The sequence below is a fragment of the Futiania mangrovi genome (genome assembly GCF_024158125.1).
Classification (GTDB): Bacteria; Pseudomonadota; Alphaproteobacteria; order Futianiales; family Futianiaceae; genus Futiania; species Futiania mangrovi.
The window spans coordinates 1199715-1219843 of the sequence record NZ_JAMZFT010000001.1; the positions used below are offsets into that span (position 1 = coordinate 1199715).

General features: G+C 65.9%; 9 protein-coding genes. 5 read left to right on the plus strand and 4 right to left on the minus strand.

The features are described from left to right. The first annotated feature begins 5 nt into the window (after positions 1-5). Positions 6-1976 (plus strand): XrtA/PEP-CTERM system amidotransferase, encoded by a 1971-nt coding sequence (locus NJQ99_RS05730; protein ID WP_269331829.1) that lies wholly within the window; start codon positions 6-8, stop codon positions 1974-1976. On the opposite strand, the gene NJQ99_RS05735 is transcribed toward NJQ99_RS05730, so the two are convergent. Beyond that, positions 1911-3626 carry a hypothetical protein gene (locus NJQ99_RS05735; protein ID WP_269331830.1) on the minus strand — a complete coding sequence of 572 codons (1716 nt, stop codon included), beginning with the start codon at positions 3624-3626 and terminating at the stop codon, positions 1911-1913. The two genes, NJQ99_RS05730 and NJQ99_RS05735, sit on opposite strands and share 66 nt — an antisense overlap. A gap of 669 nt (positions 3627-4295) precedes the next feature. On the opposite strand from NJQ99_RS05735, the gene prsK reads away from it, so the two are divergent. From prsK to prsT, 3 genes are all read left to right on the plus strand, one after another. Continuing rightward, positions 4296-6410: an XrtA/PEP-CTERM system histidine kinase PrsK gene (prsK, locus tag NJQ99_RS05740; RefSeq protein ID WP_269331831.1), complete on the plus strand. Its 2115-nt coding sequence runs from the start codon at positions 4296-4298 to the stop codon at positions 6408-6410. Between the two features lie 103 nt (positions 6411-6513). Beyond that, positions 6514-7842: a PEP-CTERM-box response regulator transcription factor gene (gene prsR, locus NJQ99_RS05745; protein ID WP_269332085.1), complete on the plus strand. Its 1329-nt coding sequence runs from the start codon at positions 6514-6516 to the stop codon at positions 7840-7842. 109 nt (positions 7843-7951) lie between these two features. Next, positions 7952-10750, plus strand: a complete 2799-nt coding sequence (gene prsT / locus NJQ99_RS05750; RefSeq protein WP_269331832.1) for an XrtA/PEP-CTERM system TPR-repeat protein PrsT — start codon at positions 7952-7954, stop codon at positions 10748-10750. Positions 10751-10942: 192 nt separating this feature from the next. Here prsT and NJQ99_RS05755 read toward each other — a convergent pair whose 3' ends face one another. Together NJQ99_RS05755 and NJQ99_RS05760 are read right to left on the minus strand one after the other, a co-directional pair. After that, positions 10943-12400 carry an HlyD family type I secretion periplasmic adaptor subunit gene (locus NJQ99_RS05755; RefSeq protein ID WP_269331833.1) on the minus strand — a complete coding sequence of 486 codons (1458 nt, stop codon included), beginning with the start codon at positions 12398-12400 and terminating at the stop codon, positions 10943-10945. Further along, a complete protein-coding gene (locus tag NJQ99_RS05760) occupies positions 12393-14291 on the minus strand; it encodes a type I secretion system permease/ATPase (protein WP_269331834.1) in 1899 nt (632 codons plus the stop codon). The genes NJQ99_RS05755 and NJQ99_RS05760 overlap by 8 nt, the downstream gene beginning before the upstream one ends. Before the next feature lie 225 nt (positions 14292-14516). Between NJQ99_RS05760 and NJQ99_RS05765 the strand changes: the two genes are divergently transcribed. Then, complete coding sequence (locus tag NJQ99_RS05765; RefSeq protein ID WP_269331835.1) at positions 14517-15437, plus strand: hypothetical protein; 921 nt, start codon at positions 14517-14519, stop codon at positions 15435-15437. A gap of 43 nt (positions 15438-15480) precedes the next feature. Here NJQ99_RS05765 and NJQ99_RS05770 read toward each other — a convergent pair whose 3' ends face one another. After that, positions 15481-19941, minus strand: a complete 4461-nt coding sequence (locus NJQ99_RS05770) for a hypothetical protein (RefSeq protein WP_269331836.1) — start codon at positions 19939-19941, stop codon at positions 15481-15483. Between the last annotated feature and the right edge of the window lie 188 nt (positions 19942-20129).

A 20129-nucleotide genomic window follows, 5' to 3' on the forward strand; every position in this document is an offset into this window, starting at 1 on the left:
GGGCCATGTGCGGCATCGCCGGACTCTTCGACCTCCGTGCAGAGCGGATGCCCGACGGCGATCGCCTCGGCCGGATGCTGCGGGCTCTTGCGCATCGCGGCCCGGACGGCGAGACGCGCCACCTCGAACCGGGTCTCGCCTTCGGCCACCGGCGCCTGGCCATCATCGACGTGGAGGGCGGCAGCCAGCCGATCTTCAACGAGGACGGCACGGCAGCCGTTCTCTTCAACGGCATGATCTACAACTACCGGACGCTGATGGACGACCTCGGCGCGCGCGGTCACCGCTTCCGTACGCGCTGCGATACCGAAACCATCGTCCACGGGTTCGAGCAGTGGGGCGCGGATGTCGTAGACCATCTCGACGGCTTCTTCGCCTTCGCGGTCTGGAACCGCAACACGCGGCAATTGCTCCTCGCACGCGACCGGTTCGGCAAGAAGCCGCTCTATTACGCAGTCGACAGCGATGGCTGGCTCGTCTTCGCGTCCGAGGTGGGCGCGATCCTAGCCGCGCTCGGCCAGGCGCCAGCGTTGCGCGCCGACGCGGTCGAGGACTATCTGGCCTTCGGCTATGTGCCGGAGCCGAAATCCGTCTTCCAGGGCATCGAGAAGCTGCCTCCCGCGCACCGCGTGCTTCTGAAGGGCCGCGACGGCCGCATTGCTCCGGAGGCCTATTGGGATCTCCGCTTCCCCGAACGCCCCGACGACATCGACGAGGCCGCCGCCATGGCGGGCGTGCGCGAGCGTTTGGACGCAGCGGTTGCCAAGCGGCTCGTGGCGGATGTGCCCCTCGGCGCCTTCCTGTCGGGCGGGGTCGATTCCAGCGCCATCGTGGCATCGATGGCGCGCACCAGCGACCATGCTGTGCAGACTTGCGCCATGGGCTTCGACGACCCGTCCGTCGACGAGACGCGGTTCGCGCAGATGGTCGCCGACCGCTACCACACCGACCATTTCACCGAGGTGGTGAACATGGAGGCGGCGAGCCTGATCGGCACGCTGGCCCATGCCTATGGGGAGCCGTTCGCGGACGCCTCCGCCCTGCCCACCTTTCTCGTCAGCCGGCTGGCGCGCCGCCGCGTCACTGTGGCGCTGTCGGGCGACGGCGGCGACGAGGTGTTCGCGGGCTACCGCCGCTACCCCTTCCACATGAGGGAGGAGGCGCTGAAAGCCTGGGTGCCTTCCAACATCCGCCGCCTCGTGTTCGGCCCGCTTGCCCGCCTCTACCCGGCGCTGCCGAACGCGCCGCGCTGGCTGCGCGCGCGTGCGACCTTCGAGGCGCTGAGCCTCGACACCGTCGGCGGCTTCTTCCGCGCCGTGACCATCATGCCGGACGCGGTGCGCGACGCGGTGCGGTCGCGCGACCTGGGGCGCACGCTCGCCGGCTACCACCCTTCGGAGGTGCTGCGCACCCACGCCGACCGGGCCGGAACGGACGATGCGCTGGCGCGTGCCCAATACATCGACCTCAAGACGTGGCTTCCGGGCCAGATGCTGGTGAAGGTCGACCGGGCGAGCATGTCGAACGGGCTGGAGGTGCGGAACCCCTTCCTCGACCGCGATCTCGTGGAATGGGCCGCGCGCCTGCCCGCGCACCTGAAGGTGCAGGGCTTCTCCGGCAAGCACGTGCTGAAGCGCGCGATGGAGGAGCGTCTGCCGCGGGAGGTGCTGTACCGCCCCAAGCAGGGCTTCACCGCCCCCATAGACCGCTGGATGCGCGCGGGCCTCGACGACCGCCTGGCCGGCCTCGCCGCTTCGCCGCGCCTGCGTGAGAGCGGCCTTGTCTCGCCCGAGGGGATCGCATCCCTCGTCACCCAGCACCGCACCGGACGCGGCGATTTCAGCCGCCCCCTGTGGGCCCTGATGATGTTCGACGCCTTCCTCGAGGAAACGGCGCGGACCGTGGCGGACTCACTGACCTCCGTCGCTCCCGGGGTCCCGAAGGCTGTAGAGCGCAATCTCAGCGCCCTTGGCTGACCGGTAGACCGGTTCGTAGAAGGGTTCGACCCGAAGCCCCAGCGCGGTCGCCCAAGGCACGTCATCCCCTGTCGGGCGGCCGAGGACGGCCAGCATCTGGATCCGCCGCTCAGGCGACGGCAGGTCCCATCCGACCGGCATCACGAACAGCGGCCGGCTCACCGGATCGTTCCCGGCGACGTCCGCGGGCGCATATCCTTCGGCGAACCGCAGCGGCGGATTGACCGAGACGAGCCGCGCCTCCGGTCCCGCCTGTACCGACGGAAGGTTGAGTTCCAGCGCGCCCGCCTCCCCGGCGGCCAGCAGCATGACCTGTCGCGGGAGGGGGTCTGCCGACAGGTCCAGCGTAAGCACCCGCTCGTCCCGCCCAAGCAGGGCACCGACCGTCTCGGCCTCCGTGCGGGCGGGGGCCGTCCTTTCCCGGTGATCCAGCGCGCTACCTGCAACCAACCCGCCGAGAAGCACCAGCCCGGCCAGTGCAGGTCCCCGCACGATCAGGCTGACGCCGACCGTCCCGCACCACAGTGCCGCGAGAACCCACCCAAGCCCGCCCACGGCGCGCCCCGCGCCGGTATCGAGCCCACCGCCGGGGACAAGGAAGAACACCAGCCACAATACCGCAGCTGCTACACCCAAGCCGTCCTCACGCCGCCACGCACCGTCGATGAGGCGCGCGAAACCGCAGACCACAACGCCATAAACCCCGATCCCGAAGGCAAGCACGGCAGCCTCCCGCGCCTTGCCGGCCGCGCTCTCGAGCAGCAGCGCAGCCCCTGCGGACGGGTCGGTCAGAAGATCCGCCACCAGCGGCCAGTCGAGCGCATAGGTACGTGCATGCAGCGCCAGAAGGGCAAGGGCGGGCGCAAACGAAGCAAGTGCGAACGCCAGACGGACCAGTGATCCCCGCAACGCCGTCCTACCGTCCGTCAGCACCGCGGAGCGGACGCCGTCCAGCAGCGTCAGGAGAAGCAGGATGCAGGCCGCCACGGCGAACACGGGCGCCGCCGCAAGGAACATGAGCCCAAGCAGAAAGCCGGCGATCACGGCTCCCATCACGTCGGCGATCCCGCCACGCTCGCTCCACAATACGAGGAGCGCGACAAAGAGCGCGATGGCCAGCCCCTCGCCCGCCGTCAGGCCGCCGACGACCATACCCGCCGGTACCAGGGCCGCCGCGGCGGCAAACGCCCAGCCCGTGGCCTGCCCCCCGCCCCGCCGCGCGGCAAGCGCCACCGAGAGGCCCGCGACCGCCAGGATCAGCAATCCCTGGAAGATGACGGCCGCGCGCGCCGTACCGGCCACGCCAGCCGCAACCGCGGTCAGCCAATATCCGAGGCTCGATGGTTCCAGCTGGCGCGAAAGGTCGAGAAAGCGCGTCACGCTGTCGAGGTCGCCAACCCACCCATGCAGCACCAGCCGCGACACATAGGCGGCCTCCGCAACCGCGGCTCCCCCAAGCAGGCCGAGCGGGCCTGCAAGCCAGATCCCCGCGATCAGCAGAAGCAACAGGCCCCAGACCGCCGCAACGTCGAACCCGCCGGCATGCCGCCGGCGCGCATTCTCACGCGTCTGCGCAAGCCGCCCGGCCGGCGATGCGTATGGCCCAGCTGCTGTGTCGGCTCCGGAAACGGCGCCCGCCGTCGCACTCATGGCTTCTCCCCCGATTCTGCAGGGGGATTATCCCATGAAAGAGGGCCCCGGACACGGGCCGGATGTGTGGGAAGCGCGCGCGCCCTTCAGGAGACGACCAGCGCCACCGTCAGCGCGATGGCAGCCCAGGAAACGAGCGACAGCCCCACGAGCGAGAGTAGAGAGGCCCGGGTCGACCAGCGTGACGAAGGATTCATCGCCATCGCCCCTCGATGCCAAGGTCCGGTAGCAGCACGGCCAAGACCAGGACCGCCTTCATTCGCCCGCTTCGCCATGTCGCACCCCCCCGATCTTCAATCGACCCGCCGACAGCATCCCGCACCATGCACCGGCCTGGATCGCGCCTGTTTTGTGGTTCAAAAACGTTAACGCAAAGGCCATGCCAGAATGAAGCCATTCGTTTTGCGCGATAAATTCTTTTTTATATTCAATATATTAAACAATCCGCATGTCACGATCTTCAGCCTGGGAAGCCGAATCAGTCGCGTCATCCGTAAAAATCCGGATGCGCAGGCGTCATCAAACTGACATGCGTCCTTGGCGGAGAGTCCAAGGCTTCGTATCCGCGTCCATTCCGGCAATTACCGACTTGTAAAGATTATTGACATAGGATCGACTCCTGAAGGTTCGACACCCAGCTCGTCACTGGAGGCCATCATTCTTTCGTACTTGATCGCCCTTGCCGTCTTCGGGGCGCTTTCGGTCTATCTCGCCCTCACCTGGCGGCGGGGAAACCGGCGCGGCCTGGTGCTGCTGGCGCCCGTGGTCATCACGGGAGTGTGGGCGGGACTCTACACGGCGCTGTCTTGGCTGCCGATGCTGCCGCTCTGGCTTGCGCCCGTGGCTGATACGGCACGCACGGTATCATGGGCGCTGCTCGTCCTGCTCTCGCTGCGCTGGATGCTGCAAAGGGAGGGCGAGCCGCTCGTGCGCGACCGGCTGTTCCTCGTTCTGGCTGGCCTGGCAGTTACTGCGATCGTCTTCTCGGTACCGCCGGCCGTCCATGTGGACCTGGGCCGGGTGCCGGTCAGCATCATCACGCTGTTCCTCCTGTCCGTGGTCGGCCTGCTGCTTGTCGAGAACCTGTACCGCGCCACCCGCGGGACCTCGCGCTGGGTCTTCAAGTACCTGATCGCCGCCGCGGGCACCGTCTTCGCCTTCGATCTCTATTTCTACGCCGAGGTGCTGCTGTTCGGGCGGCTCGAGCCGTTCTCGGCGATGGCCCGGCCGATCATCGCGGCAATGGTCGCGCCGCTGCTCGTCGTGACAGCGGCGCGGGTGCGGCGATGGTCGTTCGACGTGACGATCAGCCGCGACGCGGTCCTGCACACGACGGCACTGGTCGGGTCGGGCCTCTATCTCGTTCTGGTCGCGGGCGCGGGCTACGTGCTGCGGCTGGCGGATGCGTCCTGGGGTCCCGTCCTGCAGATCGTGATCCTGGCAGGCGCGGGTCTCGTGCTCGTCATGTTGCTGATGTCGGGCCGGCTCAGGGCGCGCGCGCGGCGTTATATCTCGCGCAACTTCTTCACGCTGAAGTACGACTACCGCGCCGAGTGGCTGCGGTTCATCCGCACGCTCTCCGGCATCGGCGAGGACGATCACGAGACCAGGAACGAGACCCTGCAACAGCGGGCAGTCCATGCGCTGGCCGACGTCGTCGAGTGTTCGGGTGGCGCACTCTTCACGCGCGGACGCGGGGGCGCCTTCGTGCGCACGGCGAACTGGAACTGGTCGACGATCAAGCGCCTGCTGAGCCTGCCTGCGCCCTTCATCGAGCTTGCCGAAAGCCGCCAGCCGGTCATCGACCTCGCCGCACCGCCTTCGGCGGACGAGCGGGGACGCATCGCCGACGCCCGCGGCGCCATCGCCGGATGGCTGGAGCAACTCGACGGCGAGGCGTGGCTGCTCGTGCCGCTGGTCAGCGCCGAGGAACTCGTCGGCGTCGCCCTCCTCGGCAAGCCGCGCGACCGCCGCCCGCTCGGCTGGGAGGACCGTGACCTGTTCGAGGTGCTGGGCCCCCAGGTCGCGAGCTACCTGCGCGAGGAAGTGGCCACGCGGCGGGTCTCGGAGACGCAGGAGTTCGCCCGCCTCAACCGCAATTTCGCGTTCGTGATCCACGACCTGAAGAACCTCGTGAGCCAGCTGTCGCTCATCGTGCAGCAGGCCAAGAAACACGGCGACAATCCCGAGTTCCAGAAGGACGCGATGGAGACCGTGGCGGAATCCGTCGACAAGATGCGCGCCATGCTGGTGAAGCTGAAGGAACGGACGGACGACAAGACCGAGACCGTCGCCATCGACCTGGCCCCGGTGATCCGCAGCGTGGCCGTGAACCGCCGGCTGCTGATGCCGAATCTCGACATCGGCACGGTGGAGGAGCCCTTGCGCTGTGATGTCGAACCGGAGGCGTTCGAGGCAATCCTCGCGAACCTGATCCAGAATGCGTTCGAGGCTGCCGGCGAGCAGGGCCGCATCTCCATCGACGCGCGCGCCGATGGGCCCCACATGTCATGCCGCGTCAGCGACACGGGCCCGGGCATGAGCGCCGACTTCATCCAGGGCGGACTTTTCCAACCGTTCCGCTCCACCAAGTCATCCGGTTTCGGCATCGGCATGTACCAGTGCCGGGAACTGGTCGAAGCCTGGGGCGGAACGCTCGACGTCCGCTCCGAGCCGGGAGAGGGCACGACCGTCGCGGTCCGCCTGCCGCTCGCCGGCCATTCCGAGACGCCTGCCGGCCCGCCCGCAGCGGACCGTGCGGCCATGACGACTGCGGGCACATGAGGACCGACCGATGAGCGAGGACTATGTCGAACACCTTCCGGCGAGCGGCGCAAAGGGCACGAGTCCCGCGCCCCGCAAGCCCCAGGACGGCGAGCGCCGCCTGATGATCGTCGACGACGATCCGGGCATCGTGCGCTCGCTGAAATGGGCGCTGGAGGGCTACACGCTCGAGACTGCAGGATCGCGCCCCGAGGCATTGCAGAAGCTCGAACACTTCCAGCCCCAGGTCGTGACGCTCGACCTCGGTCTGCCGCCCCACCCCGACGAGGCGACCGAGGGATTGACCGCGCTGTCGGAGATCCTCCGCCTTGCGCCGGGGACGAAGGTCATCGTGGTCTCGGGCAACAACGACCGGCAGAACGCGGTGAAGGCGGTCAGCCTCGGCGCCTACGACTTCTACGAGAAGCCGATCGACGCAGAGGTGCTGCAGCTCATCATCGACCGGGCCTTCAACCTGCGCCAGCTGGAGGAGGAGAACAAGCGCCTCCAGGCCGAGAGCACCGGCGTCTTCCATGGCATCATGACGGCCGCCGATTCGATCGAGGCGCTGTTCCGCACGGTCGAGAAGGTCGCCAAGACCGACATCAGCGTGCTGATCCTGGGCGAGAGCGGCACCGGCAAGGAGCTGTTCGCAAAGGCGCTGCACAAGGCAAGCCCGCGCGGCTCCGGGCCGTTCGTCGCCATCAATTGCGGCGCCATTCCGGAAAACCTGCTGGAATCGGAATTGTTCGGGCACGAGAAGGGCGCGTTCACCGGCGCCGTCCGCACCGTCAAGGGCAAGATCGAGAACGCCAACGGAGGCACGCTCTTCCTCGACGAAATCGGCGACATGCCGCTTCAGCTTCAGGTCAAGCTGCTGCGCTTCCTGCAGGAGCGCGTGATCGAGCGGGTCGGCGGCCGCGAGCAGATCGCCGTCGACGTACGGATCGTGACGGCCACGCACCGCCAGATCCGGGACCTGATCGAGGCTGGCGACTTCCGGGAGGATCTCTACTACCGGATCAGCGAGATCACGCTCGACATCCCGCCGCTGCGCGAGCGCGACGACGATGCGGTCGTGCTGGCGCAATACTTCATCGACGTTTTCGCCCGCGAGTCCGGCCTGCGGCGCCTGACGCTCAGCCCCGATGCGCAATCCGCGATCCGCAAGTATTCCTGGCCGGGCAACGTGCGCGAACTGGAGAACAAGATGAAGCGGGCGATGGTGCTGGCCGACGGCGACATGATCACCGCGTCCGACCTGCAACTGGGCGTGGCACCCCAGAAACCGGGCCGCATGACGCTGAAGGACGCCCGCGAGGCTGCCGAACGGGCCGCGCTGCGCGATGCGCTGGACGCCACCGACGGTAATCTATCCCAGGCGGCAAAGCTTCTGGGCGTCAGCCGCCCAACCATCTACAACCTGATAAAGCAGCTCGACATGAAGGTGTGAACGGGATCGTCACAATTTCGGACCATAGATCGGGTCCGATAAGCTTGCCTAGTACGCCACCGAGACCGTTCCCGGCAGCAGGCCGGGGACTTCAGACCGGAAAGAGGACATGACGGATCATTCCAGCCTGACCAGACGCCCGCTCCGTGCGGCCACGCTCGCCCTTGCAGCGCTTCTGGCCACGACATCCATGACCCCGGCGTTTGCCGCGGTCGATGCAAGCTCGGTGCGATATTACCAGGAAGCGCTGGAGGAGGTCGACAAGGGCAATGTCGACGCCGCCATCATCCAGCTGCGCAACGCGCTCCAGCGCGACCCTGAGAACCACGATGCCCGCCAGCTTCTGGGCAAGCTGCAACTGCAGCGCGGCGACGCGGTCTCCGCCGAGAAGGAGCTGTCGCGGGTGATCGAAAAGCGCCCGACCGACGAGGCTGAGGCGCTGCTGGGACGCGCCCTCCTTGCCCAGGGCCGCTACGAGGAGACGATCCGGCGGGTCACGCCGGACGGTCTCGACACGGAATCGACGATCGCCAAGCACGCGGTGCTGGGCGAGGCCTATCTCGCCAAGCAGGACTTCGCGAAGGCTGAAGAGCTTTACAACCGCATCGTCGAGCTGGATCCGAAGTCCGTTCAGGGCCAGTACGGGCTCGCCCGCGTCTACACGCTGGGCCGCCAGCTTCAGAAGGCGGAACGGCAGATCGACGAACTGCTGCGCGATCACCCCGAGCACGGTCCTGCATGGATGGTCCGGGGCGAGCTGGCCATGGCCAAGGAAGACCGCCACATGGCGCTGTTTTCCTTCAACAAGGCCATCGAGCTCATGCCTCGCGACGTGAACGGCTACATCGCCCGCGCGCGCGCCTACCTGATGAACAACCAGATCACGCAGGCGCGCGAGGACGCGAACCGGGTGATCGAACTGCGCCCCAACAACGCACTCGGCTACTACCTGCTGTCGGCGGCCGCATTCGCGGAGGGCGACACGGTCGCGGCGGACCAGGCCTATATCCGCGTGGCCGAACAGCTGCGCGACTTCCCGCCCGCACTGCTTCTGGGTGCGCTCATCAAGTTCAAGATGGGTGACTTCGCCCAGTCGGAACAGCTGATGACCCGCTATGTGAATTCGGAGCCGGGCAATATGGCCGCGCGCCGGGCTCTCGCCATCGTGCGTCTGCGCGTCGACAGCCCGCAGGCCGCCATCGACCTGCTGGAACCGATCGTGCGCGACAGCCCGACCGACGTCTCCTCGATGCAGGCGCTCGCTTCCGCCTACACGCGCGTCGGCCAGTACGACAAGGCTGACGCCATGTACCGCCGCATCCGCGAGGTCGGCCGGCCGCAGGACATCCGGCGCGCCGAAGCCGCGCAGATGCTGCTGTGCGAGGGCGGCGAACTGTCGCCGGCCGCGGCGGAGGCGTGCAGCGGCATGCTGCGCGACGACCTCGGCAAGGATATCCTGCTGGTTCTCGACTACATCAACACCGGCGATCTGGACCGGGCGCTCGCCGAGGCGGAGAAGCTCCAGACCTCCAATCCCGACAGCGAACTGGTTCTGCAGACGCTCGCAGGCGTGCATGTGGCGCGCAAGGATACCGGCAAGGCGCGGGAGATCCTGTCCGCAGCGCTGGAGAAAAACCCCGACTTCACCTCGGCCGTGGACCTGATGGAGGCCCTCGACAAGCGCGAGGGCCGGACGGGCGAGATCGAGGGACGCCTGCAGTCGCTCATTTCCCGCAGCCCGGAGAACCCCGCGCTGGCGGTGCGTCTTGCCCGCCACTACGCGGAAAACGGGCAAGGCGGGAAAGCCGCGAGCTTCCTTGCAGACAATCTCGGCCGCTATGAGCGGAGCATCCAGTACCGCGAGGCGATGGTCCGGGTGAACCTGTCGGAGAACAACCCGGCCGCCGCGCGCGAGGCCATCGCGGGCCTCGTCTCGCTGCGCCCCGAGGATGTCGACGTGCTGCGCTTCGCGCTCAACGGCTACATCCTCACCGACAATCTCGACCGCGCGGTCGAGATGGGGAAGAAGCTCGTCGAGGTCGCGCCGGACGACAACCAGCATCCGCTGGCACTGGCTCAGCTTCAGGTCCGCTCGCGCGATTTCGATGCAGCCCTCGCCACGATGAAGAAGGCACGCAACGCCTCCCCGAACGATTCGGAACTCGCCCGGACGGAGGCCAGCATCTACCTGCTGAAGAACGACATGGACGGTGCGATGTCCGTGGCCCGCGACTTCCAGTCGGTGAGCTTCGCCGACGGCAAGGAAATGGAGGCGAGCCTTCTGGCCCGCCAGGGCCGGATCGAGGACAGCATCCTCCTGCTCGAGAACGCCTTGATCGAGAAGCCGCAATCGCAGCTTGCCACCGGCCTCTACCGTGCCCGGCGCCAGGCCGGCCGCACCGAGGCGGCGGTCGAGGGTCTGAAGCAATGGCTCACCGACAACCCCGGCGACCGCGGCGCGACGACGGTGCTTGCCGCCGGGCTGCTCGAGACCGGGGCCTACCGGGATGCCGAGACGCTCTACCAGGCTCTGCTGATCGAAGACCCGCGCAACGCCGTGCTGCTCAACAACATGGCATGGGTCCGCGGACAGCTGCGCCGTCCGGACGCGATCGACTATGCCGAGCGGGCCTACATGCTGAAGCCCGACTCCGCCCTGATCGCCGACACCTATGGCTGGCTCCTGCTGCAGCGCGACAAGGTGACCGAGGGGCTCAACATCCTCGAGGCTGCCTCCAAGGCCGCGCCCGACAATGTGGAGATCCAGGCGCACTACGGGATCGCGCTGAGCCGCGCAGGCCAGAACGAGAAGGCGATCGAGGTGCTTGAAGCGGCGCTCGACGACGGTGCGGGCTTTGCCGAGCGCAAGCTCGCCGAGGAGACGCTGCGCCGGCTCAAGGGCAACTGAGCGGGCCAGGCCGGCCGCACCGGCAAAGGCAGGAAGAACCGACGAAGGGCCGGGAAGGGTTACCCCCTCCCCGGCCCTTTTCCCTTGCCGCCAGCCCTTCGGCAGGCTCCGCGCGCAGGTGCGAAAAAGGGCCCGCCCGCTGATGTGCGGACGGGCCCTCCGGTGCCGTGAGGCCAAGGCCTGGCGGCGTGCCTACATCTCGCGGAAGGCGCGCTGCAGGATGTGGCGAACCGGGTCGAGAAGATAGTCGAGGGCAGTCCGCTCCTGCGCCGCGACGACGATTTCCGCAGGCATCCCGGCCACGAGCTGTGCATCCTGCAGGCCCGCAAGCTCTTCGTCCGGCACGGCGATACGGGCGACGTAGTAGCTGACGCCCGTCTGCTGGTCCGTCACGATGTCGGGCGCAACCTGCACCACCGTGCCGTCGAGCGGCGGCGTCATGCGCTGGTCGAACGCCGTGATGCGGATCTGCGCCGGCAATCCGGCGTGCACGATGTCGATGTCCGTCGGGCGGATGCGTGCCTCGATGGTAAGGTCGTCCTCGGCGGGCGCAATGTCCATCAGCGGCTCTCCGGGCGAGACCACGCCGCCCACGGTGTTGACGGCGCTGCGCAGGACCGTTCCGTCGATGGGCGCGCGGATCACCAGCCGCTCGTAGACGTCGCGGGCCGACTTCAGCCGCTGCTCCAGGTCGACGAGGCGGTCCTGCGTCTCGCGCAGTTCCTCGAGCACCCGGCGGCGATAGTCCTCGCGCACCTGGATCATCTGGATGCGGGCCTCGCCAATCGCGACCTTCGCCTGCGAGATGCGTGCGATGCGGGACCCCCGCTGGCCTTCGAGTTCGGCGACGGCGCGTTCCAGCGCAAGAACGCGCGTGCGGTTCGTGTGGCCGGCGGCGAGCAGTTTCTGCAGGCCCTCGAGCTCCTCGCGGATGATCCGCGTCTGCTCCTCGGCGGCCTGCTGCTCGGCGCGCGTTCCCTCGATCTGCTGCTCGTACTGCTCGATCCGGCTTTCCAGAATGTCGATCTGGCCGCCCAGTTGTTCGTTGCGGGCGGAGAAGAGAGACATTTGCGAGGCCATGGCCGCCTGGGCGCGGGGGTTCCCGGCCTCCGCGGCCTCGCCGACCTCGAGCGGAATCTCGAGCGTATCGGCCCCATCGCGCTCGGCGAGGAGACGGGCTTCCGCCGCCCGCTCGGCCATCACCTGGGCCTCGAGAAGTTCCATCGTCGCGCGCGCGCGCGTGTCCTCGAGCGTGAAAAGGACATCGCCTGCCTTCACGCTGTCGCCTTCCTGAACGCGGATCTCGGCGACGATGCCGCCCTCGAGGTGCTTCACCGTCTTGCGCTTGGTGGCCGAGGTGACCATGCCCTGCGCGATGGCGCCGGCAGCAAGCTGCGCCGTCCCGGCCCAGGCTGTGAAACCGCCGAGGCCCAGCGCCACGACAAGCACGCCGGCAGCTGCCGTGGGCCAGGGATCGACGGGCACCTTGCGGACCGACTTCGCGCCGGCAGCCTTGCGCTCATCCTCGCCCGCACGTCCGGAGAACAGGCCCGACAGCCCGGTCGTGCCCAACAGGGAGCGCAACCGCGCCGGGTCCACCCGCCCGAGGCGGGTCTTGAGCCAGGCCGCGATGTCCGTTTGCTTAGCCATTGACCGCCTCCTTGAAGTGTTCCAGGACGCGCCGCGCGCGTCCGGGCGCCTCGCGGGCCGCCGCATCGTGATCGTCCGTTGCAGCCTGGTTCGCTGCGCCGCCGCCCGCGCCCGGTGCGCCTCCGCCCCCATGCGGATCGTTCGCGGCCGATGCTTCGTCACCGGCCTGATCGTCTCCCGGCTGGGTCGTGATCTGGTGCGATGGCTTGAAGAACGGGAGCGGCTGGGCCGTGCGGTTGAGGATCTCGTCGCGGGGGCCGAGCGCGCTCACCATGCCGTCGCGCAGGACGAGGATGCGGTCGACGCCCTGCAGCATGCTGGGCCGGTGCGAGATGAGCACGACAGTGATGCCCCGGCGCTTCAGTTCCGCGATGCACTTCAGCAGCGCAAGGTCGCCGTCATGGTCGAGATTGGCGTTCGGCTCGTCGAGCACCACGAACGCCGGGTTGTCGTAGAGCGCGCGGGCGAGCGCGATCCGCTGGCGCTGGCCGCCGGACAGCGCGCGCCCGCCCTCGCCGATACGGGTTTCGTACCCGTCGGGAAGCGACAGGATCAGTTCGTGCACACCGGCAAGCCGGGCCGCGTCCACCACCTTCTGCGGGTCGATGTCGCCCAGGCGCGCGATATTCTCCTTCACGGTCGCGTCGAACAGTTCCACGTCCTGCGGCACATAGCCGACATAGCGCCCGAGATCGCCGTGCGCCCAGCGGAACACGTCCGCGCCACCCAGTCTGACGGCGCCGGCCGCCGCGGGCCAGACGCCGACGAGCAGGCGCGCCAGCGTCGACTTGCCGGACGCGCTGGGGCCGATGACGGCCATCACCTCGCCCGGTTCCATCGCAAAGGAAATGCCGCGAAGGATCGGCTCGCGCCCGCCGGGGGCAACCGCTGCCGCGTTCTCCACCGTCACCTGACCTTCCGGCCGGGGCAGTCGCATGCGCTTGCCAGGCTCGGGGAAGGCTGCAAGCAGCTCCTTCAACCGGTCATAGGCGCCGCGCGCGCCGACGAAGCCGCGCCACGAACCGATCATCTGCTCGACCGGCGCAACCGCCCGGCCGACGATGATCGAGGCGGCGATCATCATGCCTGCCGACATCTCGTGCACCAGGACGAGGGAAGCGCCTCCCGCCAGCACGCCCACCTGCAGGACGATGCGGAGCGCCTTGGACAGGCCTTGCAGGACGGCGACCCAGTCTGCCGCCTCGGATTGCAGCGACAGCCCGCGGTACCAACGCCCGAGCCAGCGCGTCCGTGCCCTGCCCGTCATGCCCATGGCGCGCAGGGCCTCGATGTTCCGGACGGTCTGGTCGGCGAACTGTTCGGCCTCGCCCAGGTGCTGTCCCGCCTCCCTGAGGCGCGTGCGCGAGATCCATTCGGTGGCAAGCGCCATGCCGATCAGCAACACCGCGCCGGCGACGGCAATCCCGCCGAGAACCGGATGGATGAGGAAGATGACGAGGAGATATACCGGAATCCAGGGTGCGTCGAAGAACGCAGCCGGCCCCGCCCCCGTCAGGAACTGGCGGACCGTGTCCACGTCGCGCAGACCGGCCAGACGCCCTCCTGCCCCCGCGGTCAGCGCGCGAAGCGCGAGCGCATTGAACACGGGACGCCGGATGCGCTCGTCGAAGGCGTTGCCGATGCGGATCAGCATCCGCCCACGCACCCCCTCCAGCACGCCGTAGATCACCAGCAGCCCGACCGCCACCGCCGTCAGAGCCACGAGCGTCTCCCCGCTCTGGCTCGTCAGCACGCGATCGTAGACCTGCATCATGTAGACCGGCGAAACCAGCATCAGCAGGTTGATGACCATGCTGAAACCCGCGGTCGCCAGAAATGCGGATCTGAGCGCCTTGAATCCCTCGCCCGCATCTCCCGTCTTGCGCGTCATGTCGAACTCCTCAGCCCCAGGACCACGAGAGCGGCATCCCCCTGTCCGCCAGCCCTCATGGGACGACTGAGCGTAGCGTTTAGTCCCTAACCGGGAGTTAACCTTGATGAAGGGTTGCTGGACCCTTTTGGGGGCCATTCGCCATTTGCACGCGGCTTGCATCGATTGCCCCTTAGAGGCAAGGCTGTTTGCCAATGAGACAGACTCTTGAGGAAAGGATCTTCGATGCAGAAGGGTGCCGCAGAGCGCAAACCGGGAGAGACCGATGATGAGTTGCTTCACAAGGTAGGGACTGGAAACTGGCGAGCGGTTCGCCTGCTCGATTACCCAGTTGATCGTATCCTCGAGGCTGCTGGAGCCTGGAAAGCACAGGCTGCCGGAATTGTGAAGCCTTGGTTAGTCTGGTGCGCACATCCGGACTGGGCCGTTCTTCAGCAAAAGCTTGTCCTTTCGGCCGGTTGGACTCCAATCGTCGGCTTCGATCCTCGAGTAAGTCATGTTCCCATTGTCCCCGGAAGCCTTCGTATCGACTTCAACGAGCAACTCCAATTGCCTCTGATGTACCCGCATTTCCCGGTCGAACTTGCCTTCATGTGGATCGACAAGATCGCTTTCTGGCACTCCGACTTTCTGCTTGCTCATGACATGATGGAGCGCGTGGCAACCCAGTTTGAGTCCCTGCCCCAAGGCGAATGCTTCGTCACTCATCCAGGTCATCCGATCCGCACCCGGCTAAAGTGGCTGTTGAACGCAAAGGATGCGCGCTATTGGGAATTGCTCGGTTGCACCACCAAGGAAGCCAGCAAAAGTCAATGGGACAACGGGACCAGTTGGTGGATGAACTTCCAAGATCATCCAAATTGTCCGGATAAGGTCGAGTACGAACGGCGTGCAAAGTGTTACTATGATCACGGTTCAGGAATTCGCTACTGGCACCAAAAGTGCGGCGGAAGAGTGCGATTTATATATGAAACGGAAATCGCGCACGGCCACTTCACAAAGATTGGAAATCCGGATTTCAAGCGTAGCATTCCCGCTGGACAGTCAGACTCTCTTCGCCTGATGGAACAGGACATGTCCCGCAACTTTGGGCTTGTGGAAGCGGCAAAAAAGATGCGAATTGAGGATTTATTATCAAGTGACTGAGGGAAAAGCTGAAAGTGCGTCAGATTTTCCCTCAGTCAGAAAGCTAAAGCAGGATGAGACTGGTCGTATCTACTTGGTTTGCCTGAACCCCTTCGAGCGTGATCGAACCCAGCGCGCCGAAGTCGAACACGGCGTCGCCGTCGGCATTGGTGCCGAGTGCGGCCATGATGTCAGCCTTGGACGCAAGACCCGGAAGCTCGGCCACCTTGAACTCCAGCCGGTCGATGCCGGCCTCGAAGTCCACGATACGGTCGTGCCCGATCGCGCCACGGTCAAAAACGAAGGTATCCATCACCCCATTGTGCAGAACGGTACCGGCCCCGCCCTTGAGCACGTCATTTCCGCCGCCGGCCGAGATGCGGTCCGAGCCGCGACCGCCGACGATGTAATCGTCGCCCGCGCCCGTTATCAGCGTGTCGTTCCCCTCGCCGCCAAAGACGAGGTTGATGCCGTCGCCAAGAACGATCTGGTCGTCGCCGCCGCCGGCAATCACCATCCAGTTCTCGCCATCGGTCTTCGTCAGGCCGTTCGCTTCGTCGTCAAGGATCAGCACGTCGCTGTTGGAGAGGATGCTGCCGTCGGAGAGAACGGGCATGATGTTGAACGCGGAAAGATCATCAAAATTAGACACCATATCTGGTGAATGCTCAACCAGGAACCCAAACGCCTCTAGCGAATTCACATCCCCGGTCAGAGAGAAATGGAGTCCATTGGCGGCACGCGCATAGGCGACAAACCCGCCTCCAGATGCTGGATAACCCGGCATTGAGCCATCGTCGCGAAGCTGCTCAAGCCCGCCGGAGGCCTCAAATAGCTCCTGCCATGTATCGACAATTACTTTGTTGCCGTTTACATCTGTTATAATGTGATTAAGTACATAGCTGGAGCCAATTCGAGGATCGAATCCTTTGTCCTCGTTGGTAAAGCGACCAGCAATAAAGTTCGTTTGCCATTCCATTAGCGCGCCGGCATCTTCGAAACCCATTCGAAGTAATTGTGGAAGCGCAAGGGCCACAAAGTCCTGTTGAAAGTTCGTGATGTCAGTTCTTGTTGGCTCAAACCAACCTGCAAACTCAGCAGTCTGATGCCCGCTTTCCATATGGCGGACGATAAAGTCTTTCAAGACGTCTTCGACAACCTCTGTGATATACGCCCTATAAGTCGTACCTTCGGGCGAAACCCATGAGGCGTAAGCCGCTTCACGAAGGAACCATGCGTAAGAACGCACCTGCTCACCATAAAATGAGAAATCTCCATCGAGTCGCGAGGTTCTCTGGTAGGCCTGAAGCACATTCCAAGAAGTCTGCGCTTCGAGTTGATCGAGGTAATACTGATCCCCCGTCAGCAGATACGGCAGGTAACTGAGAGATGGCTGGTGTGCCACGTCCGGGGTCCAGCCGGTTTCCTTGTAGCTGATCGGTTCGATGCCGTGCCGGTCGAGCGTGGCACGGGAGTCGATCCAGACTGTCGGATGGTCGGTGTACTTCGCTGCCTCGCCGGTGGCCTTGTCGATAAAGTGCCAGGGGATGTTGCCGGCCGCTTCCGCATTAGCAATCAGCGTCTGATAGGCCCGTTCGTCCATCGAATGGAGATAGAGTGTGGCCCAGTTGGGAAGCAGCCCGATATCGTTCCGGTACCCGGTTCCAGGCATGTACTGCTGGATGTTGCCGGTCGCGTCCGTACCCCCCGAATTCGCCATCGCCGTGTCGTAGAGCTTTTGGATCTCGTTCGCGCTACCGCCCACAGCGAGGTCGTAGCTCGGGATCGCCCCGGTCTGGATCATGTAGGCGACGTCGAAGATCGTGTGGACGGGCGCGGGCTGCTTGGTCGCGAACATCTCCCGCCAGGTCGTGTGGTGATGCTGCGTCACGTCGTCGAGGAACTTCACGGTCTGCCCATTCGACGTGATCGTGGCGTCGTACTGGATCGGCACGTCGTCAGTTTCGAACAGCCAGTTGTAGTTGAACTGCACGTTCGTGCGCACCGTGCCGTCGGCCAGCATGCGCACGTCGAACGACAGCTGGAAGTCGTCGCGCACGTCCGCGCTCAGGCGCACCTCGGTCGCGAACGGGCCCGAGATCCAGGACTTGACCGTGCCGTTGGCGATTGCGTCGGAAAGCAACTGTGCCACGTCCACCGTGGCGCTGGTGCCGTCCGCGAAGTCCATGCGCACCTGCATGTCGAGACCGGAGGCGAGAATGTCGGAGGCGTCGAGCGCGGGCGGCACAACTGACGGCTGTCCCTTGGCCAGCATCACGTCCAGCGCCTGGCCCGAGGCCGAGGCCGGAAGCTCCAGCGTCAGGATCGCGTGGCGCACGGAGCCATCCGGATGCGTCGCCTTCGCGTCAACCTGCAGCGCATAGTCCTGCCCGCCGATGCGCGCGACGATGACGTCGCCGGGCTTCACGTCGCCCTGGGCGAACACATGGCCGAAGGTGACGACCTTGGAGGTTCCCTCGCCCAGTTGCCCGACCTGAAGCTTGAGGCCCACGATCTCGTCCGGGGCCTGCGCTTCCAGCACCTTCGGCGCGTAGATCACGCCTGACTGCTGACCCTCCAGCAGCGGCGCCGCCATCGCAACCTGAATGGCTTCGCCGCCCGACGTGCCACCGGTACCCGAGTCGGTGGTGCCCGAGCCGTCGGACACCACGGGCTCGGCGGTGGTATCGCCCGGTACGGGCTCCGCCACCGTGCCGCTGTCGGCGGGCAGCTGGTGCACGCTGCCCTCCAGCACCTCGACCGCGACGTCGCCGAGCGCGGCAAGCATGACCGGATCCTGGGTCAGAACCAGAGACTGGATGGCAGCGGGCACCGAGGCCCCGGAGTTCCCCTGCACTTCGGACACGATGCGCAGAACGGTCCCTTCGGCCGGGGGACCGTCGAAGACGACAGCCATGTCCGGCAGTTCCGCGAAATCGACCGCCCAGGAGCCATCGGCCTGCTGCGTTCCACCGACGACACGCGCCTGCTGCGGCAGCCCCTGGATCACGAGACGGCCCTGCAGAGCCTCGCCCGAGAGAGAAAGACCGAGCGCGATGGACTGCAGGTCCGCGGTGCTGAAGCCCACCGCGGCGCCATCGGCGACGACGCCCTGATAATCCGCCGCCTCGGCCACATCCGTATAGACAGGACCCGAATGGGCAAGAACCTGACCCGTGGCGGAGACCATTGCCGCGGAGAGCACGAGTGCCCCCGCAAACCCGGTCGACAGCCGGCCGGCGATCGTGCCAGCCGCATCAAGTCCAAGCATCCACCTGCCCTCCTGATCCTGAACACCACCCTGGATCGTGGCACCCAGCGGTACGCCCGCGATCCGGATCATCGCGCCCTCGGGGGGCGTACCGGACGGGTCGACGACGAGACTGAACGCCCCCTCGCCGGCAGTCAACTGTCCCGCATAGAGTCCGAGCGCGGGTTCGCTCACAGGCTCCTCCGGCGCGGGATCCTGCGCAACCGGCTCTTCCGTCACGGGCTCCTCGGTAACGGGGGGCTGTTCCGCCACGGGCTCCTCGGTAACGGGAGGCTCTTCGGTAACTGGCTCTTCCGCCACGGGCTCCCCGGTAACGGGGGGTTCCTCGGTAACGGGCTCCTCCGCCACGGGTTCCCCGGTAACGGGGGACTCTTCCGTCACAGGTGCAGGTTCCTGGGCGACGGGTTCCTCGGCCGGGGCAGGTTCCTGGACGACAGGCTCCTCCACTGTCGGAAGCGGCGTCTGGTCCTGCACCACGAAGCGGTCACCGTGCCGCCCGTGCGTGTCGAAGCCGTATTCGAACCCCGAGGCAAGCTGGATCCTGCCCGAGGACGTCAACGACACGCCTTCGATCTCGATCCGCCCGATCTCGAGAGTTGCACCGTCCGCACCCTCGACGCGAACGGAGAGCTGGCCGAGGCCGATCGCGGCCACCGGTACCCACGCGTCGAGGCTGAACGTCTTGCGCGGTGCATGGACGCCCGCAATGCCACTCGATGCGATCACGGCGCCGTCCAGCAGAACCTCCACGCGGTCCGCAAGGTTGGACGACGGGTTGGAGAACGTGACCGCGATCTGCGTATCGGGCGGCGTCTCCTCCACCGTGCGCGAGAGAGCCGTGTCCCCGGTCGTGGTGGACGCCTGCAGGTACGTCGTTTCGGAGAGCTGCGTCTGCGTGCCGGGAAGCGCATTCGTCTCGACGGCGCCGAAGCCCCAGCGCGTGTTGGCATGCTCGACCAGCGTATAGGCGCTGCCGGAGTCGAGGGTCACGCCCTGGTTGTCCCTGCGCACCGTATCGTCTAGCCGCGCGCGCGTGAGGTTCAGGCCACTGCCTTCCTCGCCCGAAACAACGATGCCGATGTCGGAAAAACTGGCACCGGAAACATCATACCAGCCCTTGATCGCGAATGTGCCGTCCGGAGACAGCACGTCCACCAGCGATACAGTTTCTATAAGGGTGTCACCAATATAGATATCGACGACTTGCGGATAGGTCGCGCCGAAAACCGAAAATTCGAGCGAAAGAAACTGCATTTTTAGCTCCCGAGCAGACGCCCCCGCATCTTCAGCACGTATTGAACGGCCCCTTCCCTAATGCCGCGTTAAACAAACAATTCGATGAAAGAGTATTCGATCAACGCCGATGCCTCACTTTTCATAAAACTGTCTGGATCGTGATTTATTCCTTCCGCCTGTTCATAAACGTGACGGTAACCATGCGC